This is a genomic window from Paenibacillus sp. JZ16 (assembly GCF_015326965.1).
Classification (GTDB): Bacteria; Bacillota; Bacilli; order Paenibacillales; family Paenibacillaceae; genus Paenibacillus_AQ.
In genome coordinates, this window is record NZ_CP017659.1 from 2125010 (window position 1) to 2145301 (window position 20292).

The 20292-nt window shown below is 46.3% G+C and carries 18 protein-coding genes; 5 read left to right on the top strand and 13 right to left on the bottom strand.

All coding sequences use genetic code 11. The annotated features are described in order from the left end of the window. Nucleotides 1-154 precede the first annotated feature (154 nt). Together BJP58_RS09590 and BJP58_RS09595 are read left to right on the top strand one after the other, a co-directional pair. Nucleotides 155-1132 carry an ABC transporter permease gene (locus BJP58_RS09590; RefSeq protein WP_194543725.1) on the top strand — a complete coding sequence of 326 codons (978 nt, stop codon included), beginning with the start codon at nt 155-157 and terminating at the stop codon, nt 1130-1132. A 19-nt stretch (nt 1133-1151) separates the two neighbouring features. Further along, nucleotides 1152-2045 carry a carbohydrate ABC transporter permease gene (locus tag BJP58_RS09595; RefSeq protein ID WP_194543726.1) on the top strand — a complete coding sequence of 298 codons (894 nt, stop codon included), beginning with the start codon at nt 1152-1154 and terminating at the stop codon, nt 2043-2045. 155 nt (nt 2046-2200) lie between these two features. Here BJP58_RS09595 and BJP58_RS09600 read toward each other — a convergent pair whose 3' ends face one another. The 5 genes from BJP58_RS09600 to BJP58_RS09620 form a co-directional block, all read right to left on the bottom strand. After that, entirely contained in the window at nt 2201-4195 is a 1995-nt protein-coding gene (locus BJP58_RS09600; protein ID WP_194543727.1) for an ATP-dependent helicase, read from the bottom strand. After that, nucleotides 4196-6241, bottom strand: a complete 2046-nt coding sequence (locus tag BJP58_RS09605; RefSeq protein ID WP_233355020.1) for an ATP-dependent nuclease — start codon at nt 6239-6241, stop codon at nt 4196-4198. 248 nt (nt 6242-6489) lie between these two features. Beyond that, the gene (locus BJP58_RS09610; RefSeq protein WP_194543728.1) at nt 6490-8805 is read right to left on the bottom strand and encodes a glycoside hydrolase family 95 protein; all 2316 of its coding nucleotides are present in this window, start codon (nt 8803-8805) and stop codon (nt 6490-6492) included. A gap of 141 nt (nt 8806-8946) precedes the next feature. Continuing rightward, nucleotides 8947-11556 (bottom strand): carbohydrate-binding protein, encoded by a 2610-nt coding sequence (locus BJP58_RS09615; protein ID WP_194543729.1) that lies wholly within the window; start codon nt 11554-11556, stop codon nt 8947-8949. A gap of 20 nt (nt 11557-11576) precedes the next feature. Beyond that, entirely contained in the window at nt 11577-13637 is a 2061-nt protein-coding gene (locus BJP58_RS09620) for an alpha-galactosidase (protein ID WP_194543730.1), read from the bottom strand. A gap of 335 nt (nt 13638-13972) precedes the next feature. Here BJP58_RS09620 and BJP58_RS09625 point away from each other — a divergent pair, with 335 nt between their 5' ends. The 3 genes from BJP58_RS09625 to BJP58_RS09635 all read left to right on the top strand — a co-directional run bounded on the left by BJP58_RS09625 (nt 13973) and on the right by BJP58_RS09635 (nt 15580). After that, on the top strand, nt 13973-14680 hold the full coding sequence (locus BJP58_RS09625) for an FAD-dependent oxidoreductase (RefSeq protein ID WP_194543731.1): 708 nt from the start codon (nt 13973-13975) through the stop codon (nt 14678-14680). A 175-nt stretch (nt 14681-14855) separates the two neighbouring features. Further along, nucleotides 14856-15185, top strand: coding sequence for an ArsR/SmtB family transcription factor (locus tag BJP58_RS09630; protein ID WP_194543732.1), 330 nt, complete (start codon nt 14856-14858; stop codon nt 15183-15185). Continuing rightward, complete coding sequence (locus tag BJP58_RS09635; protein WP_194543733.1) at nt 15182-15580, top strand: SRPBCC family protein; 399 nt, start codon at nt 15182-15184, stop codon at nt 15578-15580. The genes BJP58_RS09630 and BJP58_RS09635 overlap by 4 nt, the downstream gene beginning before the upstream one ends. A gap of 154 nt (nt 15581-15734) precedes the next feature. Here BJP58_RS09635 and BJP58_RS09640 read toward each other — a convergent pair whose 3' ends face one another. The 8 genes from BJP58_RS09640 to BJP58_RS09675 form a co-directional block, all read right to left on the bottom strand. Beyond that, on the bottom strand, nt 15735-16211 hold the full coding sequence (locus BJP58_RS09640; protein WP_194543734.1) for a GNAT family N-acetyltransferase: 477 nt from the start codon (nt 16209-16211) through the stop codon (nt 15735-15737). Between the two features lie 161 nt (nt 16212-16372). Further along, nucleotides 16373-16639, bottom strand: coding sequence for a hypothetical protein (locus BJP58_RS09645; RefSeq protein WP_194543735.1), 267 nt, complete (start codon nt 16637-16639; stop codon nt 16373-16375). A 22-nt stretch (nt 16640-16661) separates the two neighbouring features. Then, entirely contained in the window at nt 16662-17348 is a 687-nt protein-coding gene (locus BJP58_RS09650) for a class I SAM-dependent methyltransferase (RefSeq protein WP_194543736.1), read from the bottom strand. Between the two features lie 158 nt (nt 17349-17506). Next, complete coding sequence (locus BJP58_RS33580; protein WP_233355021.1) at nt 17507-17698, bottom strand: hypothetical protein; 192 nt, start codon at nt 17696-17698, stop codon at nt 17507-17509. 17 nt (nt 17699-17715) lie between these two features. After that, nucleotides 17716-18597 (bottom strand): alpha/beta fold hydrolase, encoded by an 882-nt coding sequence (locus BJP58_RS09660; RefSeq protein ID WP_194543737.1) that lies wholly within the window; start codon nt 18595-18597, stop codon nt 17716-17718. 38 nt (nt 18598-18635) lie between these two features. Then, a complete protein-coding gene (locus tag BJP58_RS09665; protein ID WP_194543738.1) occupies nt 18636-19322 on the bottom strand; it encodes an HAD family hydrolase in 687 nt (228 codons plus the stop codon). Between the two features lie 17 nt (nt 19323-19339). After that, on the bottom strand, nt 19340-19807 hold the full coding sequence (locus BJP58_RS09670) for an NUDIX domain-containing protein (RefSeq protein WP_194543739.1): 468 nt from the start codon (nt 19805-19807) through the stop codon (nt 19340-19342). A gap of 39 nt (nt 19808-19846) precedes the next feature. Then, nucleotides 19847-20287: an NUDIX hydrolase gene (locus BJP58_RS09675; RefSeq protein ID WP_194543740.1), complete on the bottom strand. Its 441-nt coding sequence runs from the start codon at nt 20285-20287 to the stop codon at nt 19847-19849. Between the last annotated feature and the right edge of the window lie 5 nt (nt 20288-20292).

Consider the following 20292-nt stretch of genomic DNA (forward strand, 5'->3'; position numbering starts at 1 on the left):
CTTTATCCCTTAATATTATAGCGATTTCGTTTTTTTAACTATGGGAATTCGCGATGTAAGTCATTTTCAAGCATCTTTCGTTACATTGTCATATCGACACTCATTTTTTCCGAGTCTTATAATTTGAGTTAACTTGAGATGCGAGGTGCCCCATATGAAACCTGCTACAACCTTACAGACGCGGAGTGACTTGAACTTGAGTCCTCATCGAAAAAGCCGCTGGGCCATGCTGAAGCAGCAGAAGTATCTATTCCTAATGATGCTGCCCGGACTGATCTGGGCCATTGTGTTTGCGTATACGCCCATGGTTGGCCTATACATGTCCTTCGTCAATTACCAGCCGACGCTCGGCGGCTTCTGGTCGACCCTGTTCACGAGCGAGTTCGTCGGCCTGGAGTGGTTCCGTTACTTCTTCAACAACGGCGATTTCTGGATCGTCATGCGGAATACGCTGGCCTCCACGCTGATCACGCTGCTCTTCTCCTTCCCGATGCCGATCCTGATCGCCATCGCGATTAATGAGATCAAGAGCGTAAAGTTCAAAAAGACGGTGCAAACCGCCTCCTATCTTCCCTATTTCATATCCTGGGTGATCGCGGCCAACATCATCGTGACCCTGCTCTCCTCGGACGGCGCGATGAACGGCATATTGAAATTCCTCCATATTACCGATGAAAGCGTTTTATTCCTGCAGAACGGCAAGTACTTCTGGTGGATCGTCGCGCTCGGCAATACGTGGAAGGATATGGGCTACAGTTCGATCATGTATTTGGCGGCCATCTCGTCCATCAACCAGGAGCTTTATGAAGCGGCCAAGGTGGACGGTGCCAACCGTTTTAAACAGATCCGGTACATCACCCTGCCCCACCTGAAGCCAACCATTGTCATTTTGCTGATTCTGGCGCTTGGCGGCATCCTGAACGCGGGCTTCGACCAGCACTTCCTGCTCGGCAATGACCTGACACGGGATTACTCCGACGTCCTGTCCACCTATTCGTTCCGCTACGGTATTCAGAACGGCATGTTCTCCTATGCGGCAGCCGTCGGCATGTTCAGCTCCGTGGTGGCGTTCATCATCGTGGTTATCGTCAACTATACGGCGAAGAAGCTGAACGGGCAGTCCCTATTCTAAACCATTAGGAGGTACATCCATGTTAAGCAAAAAAACCGTGCCCGAGCGTATCTTCGATGCCTCTTTATACCTGTTCCTGACCGGCATCTTTCTCGTGACCTTCTATCCGTTCTGGAACATCCTGGTCATCTCCTTGAACGATGCAACCGATACGATGCGGGGCAACCTGTACTTCTGGCCGCGCGTGCCAACCATCGAGAGCTACCTGACCATCTTCCGGAATCCGGAGATCTGGAGCGCCATCAAGATCACCGTGCTGCGAACCGTCGTCGGGACAGCGGCATCCATCTTCTTCATCACGCTGCTCGCCTATCCGCTCAGCAAGCGCAATTTGCTCGGGTGGAAATACTTTTCCTTCTTCTTTGTGTTCACGATGTATTTCGGCGGCGGGCTGATCCCGACGTATATGATCATCAAATCCCTGGGGCTGATCGACTCCTTCTGGGTCTATATCTTCCCTGGCTTAATCGGCGTGTTCCTGATGATTCTGGTGCGCACCTTCATGGAGCAGATCCCCGGCGAGATTGAGGAATCCTCCAAAATCGACGGCGCCAACGACCTGCAGACGTTCTTCCGCATCATCATGCCGCTGTGCGTACCGGTGCTCGCGACGATCGGCCTGTTCCTGGCCATCGGCCACTGGAACTCCTGGTATGACTCCTATGTGTATACCTACAAGCCGGAGCTCAAGACCCTGCAGGCCGTCCTGGTCAAAATCCTCAACCAGTTCCAGACCGCCGGCATGATGTCCGACGCCCAGCAGCTGGCGCAGGGCTCCAAGCGGATCCCGGTCTCCAGCGAAAGCATCCGGATGGCGGTGACCATGGTCGTCACGCTTCCGATCATTATGGTGTATCCTTTTGTGCAAAGGTATTTTGTGAAGGGGATTATGATGGGAGCTATAAAGAGTTAGATTGTGGGAAAAGAAGAGAGCCCTTACCCGGGAGGGTAAGGGCTCTTTTATTGTCCAACTACTATACTTTTTGACTTATATAAGCACAATGATAAACTCAAATGAAGATTTACGTTGAGATTCAGTCAGTGAAATTTCCTTTACATATATTGAATTTATACTTCAACAGGTATTCTTGTCTTATTACTGATTACCATTTCCCCTCCGTTTTCGAGTCTCATAGGTTTAAAACCATAAGATTCAATCCTAAATCGATCTTCATCATTTAATTCTGGAACCGCCCAGACCAAAGAATACTTTGCTCTTGTGTTTGCAACATAACCTATTCTGCCGGATTCAAGTTCTTTTTCAATCCACTTCTTCCAATGGGCGCTTCCCGAGTTACGCCGGCTTGAAACCACCATCACACTATCAAAATCCTTGCCTTTAACCGAATGTATGGTGTTTATTGATAACAAATTTAAACTATCTCTTGCGTTGTAGGTAATGATATTACTTTTAGCAGTGCCACGGGGGGCTATAAATTTAGGTAAGTCATTAAAGTCTCTCACTTCGTTATCAAACTTCTTTAAATCTTGATAAGCATTCAATATTATATTTAAAAAGTGTTTATTAAAATTTTTATACCATGAAGTATAACTATTATTTTCAAACATCATTAAATCAGGATATACTGAACATCCGTCCAAGAAATCTTTAATAAAAATTCTCCATCTATAAACAGAGTCAATTGAACTAGGGCAATGATAGTTTTTTTTAGTTTTAGCCCCTCCAAACCATCTTTGCATATGATTACTGGCAAGTTCTAATGCTAACAGTCTTGAATTTGGTGTGTTTTCATTCCAAAGTTGTAAAGCATCTAAAATCGGGTGTTTACTTACAGTGGAGCTTGTATCTAAATCTTGTTTTAATGCTTGTTGTCTTACCAATATAGCTGACCTATTGAAAGGAATTGCAATTCCCTTTAGAAAATCCAAATATTGTTGAATCACTAAAGACAAATCACTATATTCTAAATAACAAACACTTCTATCACCTAAAATTTCAGTCGCTCGACCATGTATTGGTGACTTGATACCTATTAATTTATTCGATGTATTCACTATTGAATGACAACTTCTAAAATTATCTGTTAAAAAAAACTTTTTGAATCCAGATAAATATTCTTTTGTGTTTTCAGGATTGGCGTTTTTGAACTCATAAATGGATTGATTTAGATCTCCAATGAAATGGAGAGTAGAGCCGCAAGCTCTTAATTGATCAAGAATATTAATCTCAATCCAAGATAAATCCTGGCATTCATCTATTAGAATAACAGGGAAACGTGAAGATATGAGCGAAGAAATATGGTTATCTTGCTTTAAAACTCTAAATGCCATATTATTTATATCTTCGAAGTTAGCGAATCCATCTTTCAAAAAAGTTTGCTTAACTTTGACTATCTCTTCTTTTATATAGTTAAATCCTAATAATTGATTATTGCTTTTCTTCTTTCTATAATCCTGAATGAATTTTTGTACTTCAGCAGATTGATAATACTCTTTTAACGGAATTTTATAATTTTCTGAATGATAAATAATAATATCTTTAATTTTATAATCATAATAAACTTGGTTAGCATAGAAGTCTTGACGTTTTGAGTTCATATTCATGTAAGGGAGTTTGTACTTTTTTAACCAGTGGTTCTCAAATACAGTTAAATTTTTATCTATTAACCTATAGGAGGTGTCCCCCTTGTTATTTTTGTGTTTAGAATATTTATATCCAAAGCTTTGAGCAATAAAACCATGTATGAACCCAGATAAAGTTCCTATATAGTGCGGATACAAAGAGGTTAAACCAGAAAATATATCCACTCTTTCTTTAATTGTATCCGTTGCTTCGTTAGTAAACGTAAGCACGGCTATTCCACTATTTTTAGAACTCCACTTACTAATCTCATAAGCTGTTTTCATTCCAACAACTTCAGTTTTTCCACTCCCAGCACAGGCCTCTAAGAAAATGTTATCATTAATCGGAGAGAGAACATATTTCAATTGTTGTTCAGTCTTTTCCTTTACCTTACTTTCAATTAAAGAAATATATGAGCTAATTTCTTTATTTCCACACAGAGTGTTTATTATCTCTTGTTCCATTTCTTGCTTATTCATCTATTCACCACCTCCACATGCCCAAATAATAGCTTGTTTAATGTAGTTAGGGATGTTTATTATTTCGCTTATCTTAGAAAAAACATCTGAGATATTTGATTGTGATTCATCGATTTTTTCCAATTGCATGCTTATCTGTAACTCTAAATAATCTGTGAGTTCCTGTGAATAGATACCTTTTCCAACTTCGTTCGCATCAATATGCTTAAAGATATATTCAGCGTCCTCTTTTAACATATCTTCATCCTCTGAGTACTGATTGCTTCTAGAAGATATTGCACTACATTGTTTTTTTACTTTTCCAGAAACAGGCCATAAATCATGAAGGACTTTTGCCATTTGGTTATTGTTTCCATTTATTGCTAAATCATATTCAAACGTTTTTAAAGGTGAACGATACAAACGCCCCCATTTGCTCTTATTAATATCATCCATTAGCTGGATTGCGCTATTAGCTCCAATTGGTGATTCGCTTGGTAAAGGAAATGTATCTTGTAATATAGTTATGGGTTCACCTTCCTTATCTTTTTTTAATTTTCCATTTTCATCATAGACAAAAACTTTGAGCTTTGGGGGATCATTATCAGTAATTCCAGAACAAAAAATAGGTAGTTGCACTTCACTAGAGGAACCATCACATTTTGCAAACAGCTTCATAAAATGTTTGAAATTTATTCCGTTAATGTTAATTGTAGATACACCAGCCTCTTCTAATGAGGTTGGCAATAATGCTTCAGAATTATCCAAAGCTTTCTTATTATGTTGCGCCAATACTATCTTTGCAAATGTAGGTATCAGCATAGCCTCACTTATGCCTTCTACAAGAATGACACCTTTTGAAAAAAGCAGTGTAGACTTTGTAACATCTAGCCATCGATTGATATAATTTTTGCTTTCACCTAAATCGATATCCTTTAATGAGGTTGCAACAATTTTGTCTTCATTTTGAGTAACATGAATTAAGTTATCAGTATGTATAGAAGAAGCAAGGACTGGAGAATGTGTGGTAATAATAACCTGTATATTTCCAAGTTTACGGGTTATCTCTTCTAGATACTTTATAAATTTCACCTGAAGTTGAGGATGTAAATGCGCTTCCGGCTCCTCTATCAGTAAAACAGTTATCATGTTATTATTTTTTAGTAGTTCAAGCTCAGCAAATACAGTGGCTATGTATAACAAGTTATTGTATCCCAGGCTATTAGTTGCGATGTCTCTGAATTTATCTGGATCGCTCTGCTTAATGCCTGGAAAGAAAACCATTCTTATGCTTTCTACAATTTTGTTAAATGTTGTCTCTGCGAATTGCAGATTTATACTCTGACCAAGACGTTGCCCCAAGCTCTCCTCAAGCTTTGTATTAATGTTGAGTTTCGCAGTTTCAATTTCGTCATATTTTTTTTCAGCATTACTTGTGATTTGTTCGTTAAACTTACTTACATTCTGTACAAGTGAATCCTTGTTGTCGCCATATTGTTTCTTTAATAACTGCGCCAGTCTGGACCGCTTCCCATTAACTAACTTTTCCTCTGCATCGCGGAGAGGTGGCAGGTATATACAATCGATACACTCAAAAGTTTCCTCTTCAAAGATGCTTGATTTCGATGCCCCACCCCATATTTCTTTCTTATAATACCCCTTCCTATTGGGATTTGAACTAACCTCTAAGTGCAATTGGGCTTTATAATCTGCATCGCACCAAGTTAAAAATGTTACTTGTTCATCTGAACTCAGGGATTCAAGTGTAATATCTATTCTTATGTCAGGAGCAGAGTACTGTTTGTCCAACGAAATATAAAAATCGTCTTCATCAATATTCATATTTGAAAACTCATTCTCTCGTAGAATAAGCCTTAGGGCATTAATTATTGTCGTTTTTCCTGATCCATTTTCTCCAACCAATACATTGAGCCCTTGATTTAACTTTATTATAGATTTTTCTTTAGAGTTCTTATATCCGGCAATATTCAAATTTGATATATACACTAAAACACCACCTATAAAGATAAATAATATGTAGAAATTATTTAATAAATCTAATTTCACGAAATTATGTAATATATTTACTAAGAGGAATGGTAACCTACTTGGTTGAGAATTCTATCAAGGCGTCTAATCCTATCTTTAAATTCATTCGACACAGTTCGTTATTCATCCTCCAAAAGAACTAAATTTCTCCATTATTATAAAAAAGCCTCTGGAATACTAGAGGCTTGGTCTTTTTAAGCAAACTCAATATATACACAAATTGTAGTACTCTCTTTATTTAACCTCACGTCTTCTTCTAATCTATCTCATCCAACTTCCGCGCTTCTTCCTTCCCGAGACCTCCCCCCATAAAACACCTTCACACTTCCACTCTCATTCCCCTTCACCCTCGCTTCAACCAACTTCCCATCTTCCCAGCTCATATCCACCTCAATATTCCCTTTCGCCTTCAGCCCTGTCACGCTGCCTGTCGGCCATATCGCCGGCAGTGCGGGCAGAAGATGAATCTCGCCTTCGTGGCTCTGCAGCAGCATTTCCGCAATGGCAGCGGTGCCGCCGAAGTTGCCGTCGATGACAAAAATGTTGGCCTCGGCTCCGGCTACGCCGGGTTTGGAGTAGGTGAGCATATTGTCGAAGGACAGCTCCCCGATCAGGTGGGCGATATGCTGCACGGCCTGCTCCCCGTCATGCAATCGGGCGTAGAAGAGTCCGAACAGCGCTGCGGTAAATTCGATGTCCTCCAGGTCGGCCCGGCTGTTCCGGTTCTCCAATGTTACTCGGGCTGCCGCAGCTAGTTCCGGCGTATAATGCGGCGTGATTTGGCTGCCGGGATACAGGGCATATAGATGCGACAGATGGCGATGCTCCGGCTGCGCCTCCTCATAGTCCTCCAGCCATTCCTGCAGCTGCCCCTTCTTGCCGATCATCAGCGGAGGCAATTGATCCAGCGCTGTCTGCCACTTCTGCTGAAGCGCCTCATCCACGCCCAGCGTCTGTGCTGCCTTCACGCAGAATGCCAGCAGATCCCGGACCAGGACCTGATCCATGGTCGGGCCCATGGACAGCTGCTGATGCCCATCCTCCGGATGGCCGGTAAAAAAGCTGTTCTCCGGCGAATTCGACGGACCTGTCACCAGCCAGCCATACTTCGGATGCACGGTCATATAATCCATGAAAAAGGCCGCAGTTTCCTTCAGGACGGGATAAGCCAACTCCTCCAGAAAAGCCTGATCGCGGTTGTACGCGTAGTGCTCCATCATATGCGTCGCAATCCACAATCCGCCCGTCACGTTCAGCCCCCAGGAGGTCCCCCATCCCGGCGACGCAAATCCCCAGGCATTGGAGAATACATGGGCCACCCAGCCTTCGGCATCATAATAATGGCGCGCCGCCGAGCGTCCGGCCACCGACAGCTGCTGGATATACCGCATGAGCGGCTCATGGCTCTCGCTCAGGTTCGCGGCCTCCGTCGGAAAATAGTTCATCTGGGTGTTCACATCCAGGTGATAGTCACAGCTCCATTCCATTTTGTTGGCTTCGCCGTCATTCCATATGCCTTGCAAATGCATGGGCAGGATGGAGTCTTGTCGTGACCCGCTAATGGTCAAGTACCGGCCGTATTGATAAAACAACGCAAACAACGCCGGATCGTCCCAGTTGCCCTGCTTGAACCTGCCGATCCGCTCGTCCGTAGGCAAACTGGAATGCTCGGAGCTTCCCAGATCTAAGCTTACACGGGCATACAGCGGCTGATAATCCGCCAGATGCTTGGCTCTCAGCGCATCATATCCCAGCAGCACAGCCTGCTCCAGCTGCAACGCGCTTTTCTCACGCCAGCCCTCATCTTCTTGACGGTAATCCGTATTCACCGCAAAATAAATCGCAGCCTCATCCGCTCCAGATACGTTTATGGTGTCATCCGTGCAGCTCACCTGCCCGCCTTCCGTTACGACGCGCAGCTGGCCTTGGCAGGACACCCCGCACTCCCCATTGCTATGTACGCTTTCCAGCGCCTGTCCCTTGAATTCGATCGTATCCTTCCCAGTAACGACAGCATGAAAAGGACCATTCTCCCCTCGAATCGAAATGCAGAATGACACGCCTAATGAGCCATGGCTGCTGCGAATTCGCGCAACAATGACCTGATCGTCATGGGAAGCTAAGACCTCTCGCGTCATCTCCGCTCCATCAATCACGCAAAAAGAACGTACCACCGCCTCCTCCAGATCCAGTTCCCGATGGAACAGCGGCTCAGCTGCTGCATCTTGTCTCCCGCCTTCGGATAGCTTCACGTTATGATCAAACTCCAGAACGACTTGGCATAGTCCCAGATTGGTGCCAAAATTCAATTTTTCCGGCTCCAGGTGCTTCTTAGCCAGTCGATCGCCTTCGCGATAATCGCCCTGGAAGAAGTGTTTCCGCATCTGCTCCAAATCCGCTTTGCTGTTGCTTCGCCCTTGAGCCGGCTCCGGCTGGCCGGACCAATAGGTGGTTTCGGTGATATTCCATATTTCTCTGTCAGGAGTGGATACCACCACATTCCCCATTCGGCCATTGCCGATCGGCAGTCCTTGCGACCAGCCCTGAGCCGGTTTCGTATACCAAAGCTTCATATCTGACATGTTGTTTTCTCCTCTTCATTTGATTTTCCAATAACGCGACAAGCACTACCCTTACAGCAAAAGCAAGAAATCGCGATCCCCGGAGGAAGCCGGGAACCGCGATGAACTTGCAGATGTACATGATGAACCGATGACTTCTTGTTATGGATTAGAGACGATTTTATAAAGCTTGGATTCGGCCGCTTTTAGCGTCACATCCAGCGAAGAGCCCGATGCCGTCTGAGATTGGCCGCTCCATACATCCGTCACCGTATAGGACGCCGCCCCTTCCGAAGCGATACCGGCACGAACGAGATCCACGGTGTGCTGTTCCGCATTTTGCGTATAGTTAAACACGGCAACATAGTAAGTTCCCTGATCGTCCAGCACGAATACGTTTGCTGCCTGCGTGCCCATGTTGCCTTCTACCGGCCGGAACGCCTTGCCCTTCATCGCCAGCCCGTTCACTTCCGGATTGGTTAGCAGCGTTTCCATGTACTGCCGTGCCGTCGCATCCGTTACGTCATCCGAATTCAGGAAGACCGTGCCGGAGATCGCGGCCGCATTGACGCGAGACTGCGCGCCTTCCATCGATCCGCCTTTGGTTAAGTGCATATAGTCCGGATCGGTATAATGGTAGATCGTTCCGTTCTGCCACCAGCCGTATGTGAGATTGTTCAGCTGGTATTCCGTGCTGCCGATGCTGCCGTCGATATCACAGGAGATGCGGCGGCTGTGCGCATATTGGCTAGGGAACAGCGGCGCGATGGAAGCGCTGATGAACATGGAGCCGTCCAGCACTTCATTCACGTAAGCCATCCCTTGGTTATAGGCCTGGATGCCGGTTTGAACGCTAGGATCATAATGCTTGCCTTCCATTGCCCCATGGCTCAGAAAATCGATTTTGATATATTCAAAGCCCTTGCTCTTGAACTTATTCATGTAATAATCGATCCGCTGCTTCACGCCCGGATGCGTCGGATCCACGGCATAAGCGCCGTCCAGCGTCGGCAGGACGTTGCCGCCCAAATCGCGCAGCACGATATCGCCGTATTTATATTTGCCGCTCGTCCCTTCGACTTCCTGCTCCATATTGTTGCCCCAGTACACGAACGGCGAATAATAGATGCCGGCCTTCTGTCCATTGCTATGAATGAGCTGAACCAGATCCGTCAGCTGCTGATCCGTCATGTTATCCCAATAGGAATCGAGATTGATATAGATATTGCCCTCATTGTTGAAGGAATGGTTCTGAATATGGTCTTTAAAATAATTCGAGACCGAAACCGCCTTGTCAAAGCTTAAATCGCTGGCATACGCTCCCCAGCTGTTCCAACCGACCGGAACGCCTTCAGGAATGTCTTTGCCAAAGGCTAACGGAGGCTGGATTGCTGCATTCACCTGGCCAAACTCTTCCAGCCCGGTCCGGTAATCCTCGAAAAAGCCGACCATGATTTTCGGCGAAGCAATCTGCTTGCCGGTTACTTTTCCATGCGGGATCGTGTCCCACGTGGATGTGGATGACGTAAATCCGCCATATACGCGCAATTTGTTCAATTTGTCATTCGAGCCGCTCCAATAGATGCCGGTTTTCCACGTGTCATGCGTTACCGATCCGATAACAAGGCCGTTCCGGCTCGTATTGTCATAAATGGCCGTCAGCTCCGAGCTGACATACAGACCGTTGTTGAGGCCGGTATTCATCGGCTTCGCTTGGTATCTGGACCAAGCATCATTGTCGAAAGGAACGACGAGGACCCGGTTATCGTCATAGCTGCCGATGTCGATGCCGCCTCTCGCTTCCATCGCGATAGGTGCGATGTTCCCCGTAGATATTGCGGAATGATGGGAAGCGACCGTTTCCGTAAGCAGATACGGCCCGTCTTCATAGACGTAATAGATTTGGCTGAGCGATGGCATTCCCCCATCCTCATTCACGACTGTCACCTTGATCCCCTTGCCGGTGGCATCCTGGAATGGGACCACTTGATTTTTATAGAATTTATGATGTTTATAATCTGTACTTGCAACCATCCGGTCGAGCTGGATCTCGCTGTATAACCCCTTGGCAACCGCCTCACCGTTCCAATTGTATTGCGACAATCCGGTCGAGGTGTTGTACAGCAGCTCATACGTCGGATTGGATACCTTAAAGCCGTTGGCATATTCGGTTACGGTGATGGAGCCATAGCTGGTGGCTTTCTTTTGCTTGCCTAGATCGCCAATGCTGCCATCCGGGCCTGATCCGTTATCGCCGGCTGAATCAAAGGTCAGCTCAATCTTGTCAAAATCGGGCGAGTATCCGCCTGCATCATCGAACAGAATCGTGTTGCTGCCCTGATTCAAGTAAATTTGAATCTGATAGGTGCCGATCGTGTTCCAATCCGCCGTTTTCGGAAAACTGAAATTCTCCTTCTCCGCTCCGTTCACGGAGATCGAAGCCGCGCGGGAATCCCCGGAGATGTAGAACATGTTCATATTGTAGATACCGGCCTTATCGGCCTGAATCCCGTTGAACGTCAGCGTGGAGCCGCCGTATAGATTGCCGGCTTTTTGCCCGCCTGAACAGAAGCCGCAATCGACCGCTCCTGCATTGCCGGTAAACGTGTTCTGAGAAGCCTCGGCCTCGTAGGAAAGGATGCCTCCGGCCGACTGACTCGGCTGCTGCGGTTCTGCCGAAGCGAGGGAGCCGCCTAGCACAGACCCCACTAACAGAAACGATAAGAAGAGCATGAATGGCTTTTGGAAGAATGTGAACGGATGAATACGCACTGAACCTCTCCTCCTTCTACTCATTGATTTCGGCTTAATTTCAGGATTTTCGATTCGGCTGGCGCCAACTCGACCGTGAGTGTACCCTCCGATTGACCTGCCGTGCCTTCCCACACATCCAGGACCGTGTAGGAAGCGTGCGCCTCGAGGCCACACCGTTCCAAGGAAACCGTCTTCTGCACGGACTCGGCCCCGTCAAAGTTAAATACGGCAATATACGTCGTTCCTGCTTCGCTCGGATGGTTCAGCACAAACGTATCCGCAGCCTGTTTCCCGAGATTCCCCTCTACGGGCACAAAGGTTCTGCCCAGTCTCGCAATCTCGATGATCGCCTCATTTCCCAGCCAGTTCTTGGCGCGCCATGCCGCCTCCTCATGCCGAAAGTCATCGCCCAGCAGCAGCACCGTTCCCGAGATCACGGACGCGGTCAGACGGCTTCGCCCTTCATGGCGGGTCGTCGAATCCTGGTTGAAGCTTTTAAAGATCACGGCATGGTCCGGATCATTAAAACGGTACAGCGTATCGTTCATCCACCACCCGTGCGTCAGCGAATTCAGCAAATATTCCGTATCCTGGATCGTTCCGAACACATCGCAGGAAATTCTGCGGCTGTGCGCATAGGCATAAGGGAACAGCGGGGCAATCGACAGGTTGATGAAGAACGGTCTGCCGATCCGCTCCGGGGAGAGTTTATCCGTCAGATACGACAAGCCGTAATTGTATGCAGCGATCCCCGTCGTAATATCCGGGTTATAATGCTTGCCTTCCAGAGCCCCGTGAGCCATGAAATCCAGCTTGATATACTCAAATCCCTCGGAGACGAATTTATCCATGAACCAATCGATTCGCGCCAGGTTCCCGGGATGCGTGGGATCAATTGCAAGTCCGCCGTCAACATCCGGCAAAATCTCGCCGCCCTGGTCGCGAAGCAGGATATCGCCATAGGTATACTTCCCATCAGTACCCTCCACGGGGTTCCCGAACCCAGCCGGACTTCCCCAGAACGCAAACGGCGTCCAGTATGTACCGGGTTTGTGCCCGTTTTCGCGGACCCTTTTCAAGGCATTCTCCATCTCGACAGGCGTCAGGCGATCCCAGAACGCATCGAAATTCATGTACAGGGTATCCTTGTTATGAAAGCCCTGCGGCTGAACCTCCCGCTTCAGAAAATTGCTCGTCGATACATAGAGGTCGTAATCCAGCGTGCTCATGGCGGCCGACCAGCTGTTCCAGCCGATCGGGACGCCGCCGTCCCAGCTCAGAGCAGGCGCTACCTTCGCATTCGCTTCCCCATACGCTTCGAATCCTGTCCGATAATCGTCGTAATCCCCTACCATAACCAGCGGCGATGCGACGCGAGTTCCTCTTACGTAGCCATGCGGCTGGGAATCTCGGGTCATGATGCCGGCCGCGCCAGCGTACAGTTCCAGTTCATCCAGCTTGCCTGCGGCTTCCCCTTTGACGCGAATGCCAGTCTTCCACACGTCATGACTAATCGATCCCAGAATCAATCCATTGCGGCTATCCGGCTGGAACAAGGCCGTCACTTCGTAGCTTTCCGTCTCCAGCGGGGCCGTCTCCGTCAGGTAGCGAACCCATTTGTCATTGTCATACGGCACGCGCAGCACATGCAGCGCTTCTCCCGGAACCGTCTCGCTCCAGCTCGATACGCTATCGGTTTTCACCACCGCGATGCGGTTTACCTTTAAGTCTCCCTGACCGACTATGACGACCTGCGTGATAAAAGATGAAGCCCCCTCATAGACGTAAAAATGCTGTTCCAGGCCTGGGAGCAGATCGGATTCATGCTTCATCACGACATGGATGCCTGTTCCGAACGAATCTTGAATCTTCTCCGGCTGGCCTATCATATAGTGGCGGTCGTAATTTCCCGTATGGTATTCCCGGCCCTGCCATCGAAAGCCGCTTCGTACTTCTTTCAGAGCGAATCCCCTGCTGCCTGCGTAGTTGTAACCGCCTTTTTCCAAATCCACCTCAATGGCCACCAGACCATTCGCCAAGCGAATGTGAGTTTCGGCATTCACCCCCACTTTCACCGCCGTATCGCTGCTTCCTAACATCTGTGGATTGCCTCCTTCTGCGTGCATCTGTGCTGCATTCAGGACGTTTAGTTTCAAGCGCCTATTGCAGCTTGCTACCATTATAGAAGCGTGGGTAAAGCGCTTACCATACAACGATCTTCCGATCCATATCGGGATATAACGCATCTAGAGCGAATCATTTGTTAAAATGCAATATGGGCTGGACCGTGATCAAATGGAGTTTAAATATGTCATTGACACGACACCAAATGGTGGCCTAAAATCAAAGTATCACTAAATGGTGTCCAATTAGAAGTTTGGTTGAAGATATAGCGATTGCATTACCGATAACGTTATAAGAGGGAGATGGGAAAATGAGTTTTTTTCAGGATATGTTCTCCATATTCAAGAAGAGAGAACTATCATTTATAGAAAGCCGCAAAGAATCAGAGGATGTCTATTCTTTTCTATTTGAAAGAGAGAAAGATTTAACCTGGAAGGCAGGACAATATGGTTTGTTTAGCATTACTCATAAGACCATAAAAAACCCTACAAAACCATTCAGCTTGGCTGCTGCTCCTACAGAGAATATAGTTAAAATAACAACGCGTATCAGCGATGATCCCAGTGATTTTAAAAAAGCTCTATTAGAATTAAAACAGGGAATGAAAGTTAAAATGAGCGGCCCTGTCGGTTCTTTTTATATGCAAGATAACAGTCCTTCGCTCCTGATCGCAGGCGGAATTGGAATCACACCATTTCGGTCGATCCTTAAACAATTAGAGGCAGAAGGGAATCATGACGGGAAGCAAAGAAAGCTGCTCTATTTGGATGGAAAAAAATCATATATCTTCAAGAATGAGCTAGATGAAATGGCTAACCATCCTTCATTAACTGTGACTTATCTTGATTCAAGAGATGACTTGCATCAGGAAATCGATACGTTTAACACCTTATATAAAAACAATGGAAAATACTTTATTGCGGGCCCGAAGTCATTGGTCGATTCTATTTCCAGCCATTTGCAGAGTAATCAGATTTCTAAGCGAAATATCAAAAAGGATGCCTTTTTTGGGTATTAGTTTAGAATGAACATTAGAGATTAACACTAACTCTCTAATCGAGTGATCGTCATTTCCAGGTATATCTGAAAATTTCACTTATAAAATCATGAAGCAGAGGTGGTGAAATTAACGGCGGTCCCTTCATCCATCATTAGATGACTAACAACAAAATTAGACTTTTAGGAGGGTTGTCGTGATTGAGAATAATCCGTCCCGCGATGTATTTGACGCGATTGCAGATCCCACTAGGCGTCAACTGATTCATCTGTTATCACAGGCAGAGGAGAAACCGCTTCACGAACTAAAGGCACAATTTTCAATGGGCCGTACAGCGGTATCCAAGCATTTGACTATCCTTAAAGAGGCCGGGCTGGTGCTCGACCGGAAAGTAGGCAGAGAAACGCGATTTAAGCTAAACCCCGATCCGCTTAGAGAAGTTCAAGATTGGGTGGCTTTCTACAGCAAATACTGGACTACAAATATGCTGCGCTTGAACCAGCTGTTCGAGGAGGAAGAAGAATGAGTTTAATCTTATCCATGGATTTTCAGTACACGACATCGATCGAGAAGGCTTGGGCTGCCTTAACCGATTCAAGTAAGTTAGCAAAGTGGATCACGGAAAATGATTTTAAGCCTATCGTTGGACATCGTTTTCAGTTTCGCCATGAGCCGTCCGAATATTGGGATGGAATCGTTGACGGCGAAGTACTTATCGTAGAACCGCCTAACCTGTTGTCCTATTCTTGGGCTACCGGAGACGAGCGGCATACCGTCACCTGGACGCTGCAAGATTTAGGCGACGGCAAGGTTAACCTTCATCTCGAACAAACGGGCTTCTCCCATGTTCATGGACTCGAAGGCGCCAGATATGGCTGGAGTGAGTGGTTCGGCAAGTTTGAAAACGCGTTGGATCATTAACAGGCGTCCAACCCTGCTTGACTCAATCAAGATAAATCGGCTGCAAATTTGCAGCCGGTTATCTTGATGTCTACTTTGGATCAACTGACGCTTATCGTTTCGGGTCAAGAACGCAATGAACTTCCCTCGTATAATTTTGATGCTGCACAATACCTTAATTAAAAGTCATCCATGCCGTACTTCCTAAAATCTCGAAATTCTGCTTGAACCAGAAATTCCGTGATTTTTCCAGCGTATAGACATACATTTTTTTGTTCGGATACTTTGCTTTGAGCCAGTTCACGAAGGAAGCCGCGTATCCTTTGTTTTCGAATTCTTTGAGTACATCCAAGGCTTGGATAAAGATAAAATCCTTCTTATTCTTGACATCAATATAGAAATCCTTCTCCAAATACCGCTCATCGGCGCTAAAATAATCTTGTTCGGCCTTCTGCATGAGCTGCTTCCCGTTATCGTATTCCCACACGACTCCGTACCCTACCATCTCATCTTCCGCCTCAATGATATAGATTTCTTCCGGTAATTCCGCTAGGTCCATCGTGCTCAGTTCCCCTGCATGATAAGCCGATGTAATTTCACTTAAACATCGCTGCATTTCTTGATCAAATGACTTTGTAATCATCGTTGGCATTCTCTATTCTCCTTATGATCCATTAGCAAACATCTTCAAATCAAAAAGGCAGGGCTAACATACGTTCCCTGCTTCTCCAGTAGAATGTGTATGGGTTATTGTCCTTCGCAATTCTACCACAGATTCAGCGGTACGTAACCGTTCAACCCATAATAGCTAATTCATTGAAAGATCACGTCAACCACCTTGGTCAATACCACGCACTCTATGACAAAGATCCCTAAACAACAAAAATAGAATACGGACAGCTTCAGCTCTCCAAATTGATCCTTCCAAAAACGTCTGCGGAACAAGGAGATGATATCCGGCGTCAACGAATACTTTACCGACTGCTTCAGATCATCCACATCATCGAAAATCCTTCTGAAAATCCACTTGTATATCGGAATGTTAAGAATAAACAAGACCACATACATTAGAAATTCCACGAGGCCACATCACCGTCCTAGCCTATACATGCTTCCACCAGATCCCCGCGCATTCCGGCACGGTTGACCATTGGTTCGCCTGAATCTTGTCCGTCAGCTCTTCTCCGAAAAAGAATCCCGTGTGATCCAGCGCCTCTTCTACTGTTTCAAAAACATAATCCGTTCGAATCCACTGATGGTTAAATCCATATTGATGCTCCAACTGTTCGTAATAACCCGTTAAGAAATCGGGAGGATTCGGTGTCTCCGTTCCGGTTCCCATCGTTTCCAGAATCACAATCGTCCCGCCTGGTCTCAATACTCGCTGCAGCTCTGTCATGACAAGTTCAAGATTCTTACGCCAATCGTCATGACTCGAATCCGCCAGATAACTAATGCTCCAGCCCGATACGATCAGATCCACACTCGATGAATCAATCGGCAGGCTGCGATGATCAGCGACTACGGTCGTCCAATTACGAGAATTATAGGCTTCAGACAATTTATTATCCAAAATATCCAGCATCGGCTGCGCTATGTCAGTACATATCAAAGATCTGGCGTCTCCAGCTAGCAGCATAGATAATCGCCCTGATCCTGCCCCCAAATCAAGTACATCCAGCCCCTCGAATGGCTTTTTTTCATAAATAACCCCCGCTAAATCAGGCTGCTTGCTAATCATGGCCTCATAAGCTTCGGCCTGCTTATCGTATATCCCGTTCGTTGACATACCATGCTCCTCCTATCCACCTAGATTACTGATTTAATTCTCCGCAGAGGTTCCTTGACTTGTGTTTATGAGTCCTTCAATCAACTTGTACAAAAAGCACAGTAGAAGCGAAAAGGCCATCATCATGAAGTACGTGTTTACATTAAAAAATTGATTATTCATATGTATCGATAAAATACCGGACTCACCAGCACAGGAAAAAGTATGCTCAGAGGGATGAACAGCAGAATTGCAGGATTGCCGTTCCCCGAACTCGTGCCGAGTTTAGGTGTCATCGCATTCCCGAATAGAACCACGAGCAGACAGAGAAGCGCACTTATAAACAGCCAGATGAATCGTTTTATCTTCAATGTTTATCCCCCTCCCCTCAAGCTTCCCTGCAAAAGCCTATTATCTCTTCATGAACAAGGTCCGGCATCTCGTGATTGATCGCATGGCCTACGCCCGGAACGAGGCGGTAACGCATCCCATTCGCCTCCAGTCTGGCAACCGCCTTCGGATAGCAACTAAGCAGATCCTGCTCACCTATAACGATCAAGGTCTTGCTGCGTATAGTCTGAATGTCGGCAGACGAATGGATTGTAATGGCGTGTTTCATCATGGAGCGATTGTTAAAGTACTTCAGCAAGTAGACCCAGTGCTGCATAAGCTCCGGATGGTTCTCGAATGCATCTGCATTCGTACCGCACAGCTTGCGAAGCAGTTTACGCACACTCCGTTCTGAAGGAAACAGTGCTTCAGGCAGAAAAGCCCGCATCATTTTGCTCATCAGCTCAGATTGACTTCCGGCAATGCCGCCAGCCAAGCATACAATTTTTCTTACCCGATCCGGTCTGACAATGGCGTAATGATAGGCCAGATAAGCTCCATAGGATACGCCGGCAATATAGGTTGCGTCAACATTCATCGCCTCAAGGATCTCGTCCAACCATTTTGCCTGATTGAAGTCATGCGCATACCGGTCATTCGGCTCGCTTTTTCCCGAACCTCCGATATTATCCACGGCGATGATATGGAAATACCGGGATAACTCCGCCACATTATATATCCACATCATGGCGACGTTATCGCCCGTTCCATGCAATAACAGCAGCGGGGGAAGATCCGATGAACCTGCCGTTATTACGTGAGTCATCCCGTACGAGGTGGATATATGGTGCTGCTCGTAAGGTACCGTCCATCCTGCCATCAGGCGGTCATAGGATTCATAGACGAGCTTTTGTCCATTATCGCTTTTAAATCGCTTCAATTACTGCACCTCCAAGACACTGGACTTTACCCTTATTGCTAATTCTCATGGTATTCGGTATAAATATGAATCAATTCTTCCAGCTTATGTATCGTCCGATATGGCTTTATTTCTTCAGAGTAGTTCCAATTTCCATCTCGCGTAAACCATATGGGTTTGATTCCGCATTGTGCTGCTCCGATGATATCGTTATGCGGGTGGTCGCCGACGAACCACGTCTCTGATGGCCGTACGTTTAGCAAATCTAAAGCCTTCCTATAGATCCTGGGATCCGGTTTTTTGACGCCAGCCTCTTCGGAAATCACGATGGAATCGAAGTACTCGCGTATACCCAATTGACGTATCTTCCCCTCTTGAACTTGGACGGTTCCATTGGTAATGATGCCGAGCCTCAGCCCCTTAGACTTCAAATGACGCAGTACGGGTAACAACTGATCCATCGGCTGGATACAAAGTGGGATGGTTTCCCTGAAAAATGTCAGGTATTCATCGACCGTAGGCGGATTCACCCACGGAAGATGCTCGACCAGCATCTCATACACTTCACGCTTATCCCGGTAGCCGTTCTGATCGGCTTCCTTAAATCGCTTGGCTATCCTAAACTGAGCATCTTCATTGGAGTCTAGGAAATACCTGGCAATCAATCGCTCAATAAACGAGTCAATCGCCAACCTTCTGTCCGTTAATGTCTCATCCAAATCAAAGATTATCGCTTTTAACGTCATAGGGGACCTGCTTTCTATCAGAAATGAGCCCGCTCTCCATTCGTTTTGAAGAAAATATGTTCCGGATATTTTAAAGCCGTGGGTGGCAGCTGATCCTCCGGAAAGAATACGAGTTCAGCAAACTCGTCATTCTCAAGATCCAACTCTCCCGAAATGATGCGGCACTCAAACACAATCGTGAGGTACTCCACTTGATGTCCGTTGCTGTACGTATATCGGCGTTCTTTTCCGCCATATACCCCAATGATTCGTTCAGGCACGATATCTAGCCCAGTTTCTTCCTTCGCTTCGCGAACCATCGCCTCTGCCGGGGATTCTCCCAGCTCGATGGCACCGGCCACAAGTCCCCATACATCTTCGCGATGTTTTCTTCCAAATAAAACAAAATCCTGATCATTACGGATAATACCCGCAACGGACGGCATGAATATTAACTGGTCTCCGATCTTTTCTCTTAGATCCTTATAGTAATCTGACATTCCCATGGTTTGATAGCTCCTTTGGATTCCTAATAAAATGGATAACTAGAATCTGTTCTCTATTATCAATGCCCTCATCGTATATATCGCACTTATTAATGCATCTGTATCGCGTTGTCTACCTAATAAGGTTGTTGTCAATTCTATCAGTTCAAAGGCCTGCTCTACGCTAACCCACTTGATTTCCTGCGTTTCCTTATCATGATGGGTGCTCCAACCATCAGGGCTCATCAAAAAATACTTCGTCAAGCATGTATCCGATTCATATTCACCCGGAATGGCTGCGATAATGCTGCATTTATACCCTGTCTCCTCTAACACTTCCCGGGTTGCGGTTTCTTCTGGGGAGCTATCGCTTAATTCAGCACCGCCTTTGGCGAAGGTCCAAACATAGCCGCCCCACTGGCCGCGCGGACTTCTCATGAGGACCTCTTGATTCTGATTGAACACAATGCCTCCATAAGCATACTTGGATCTCCAGCTCAATTGGG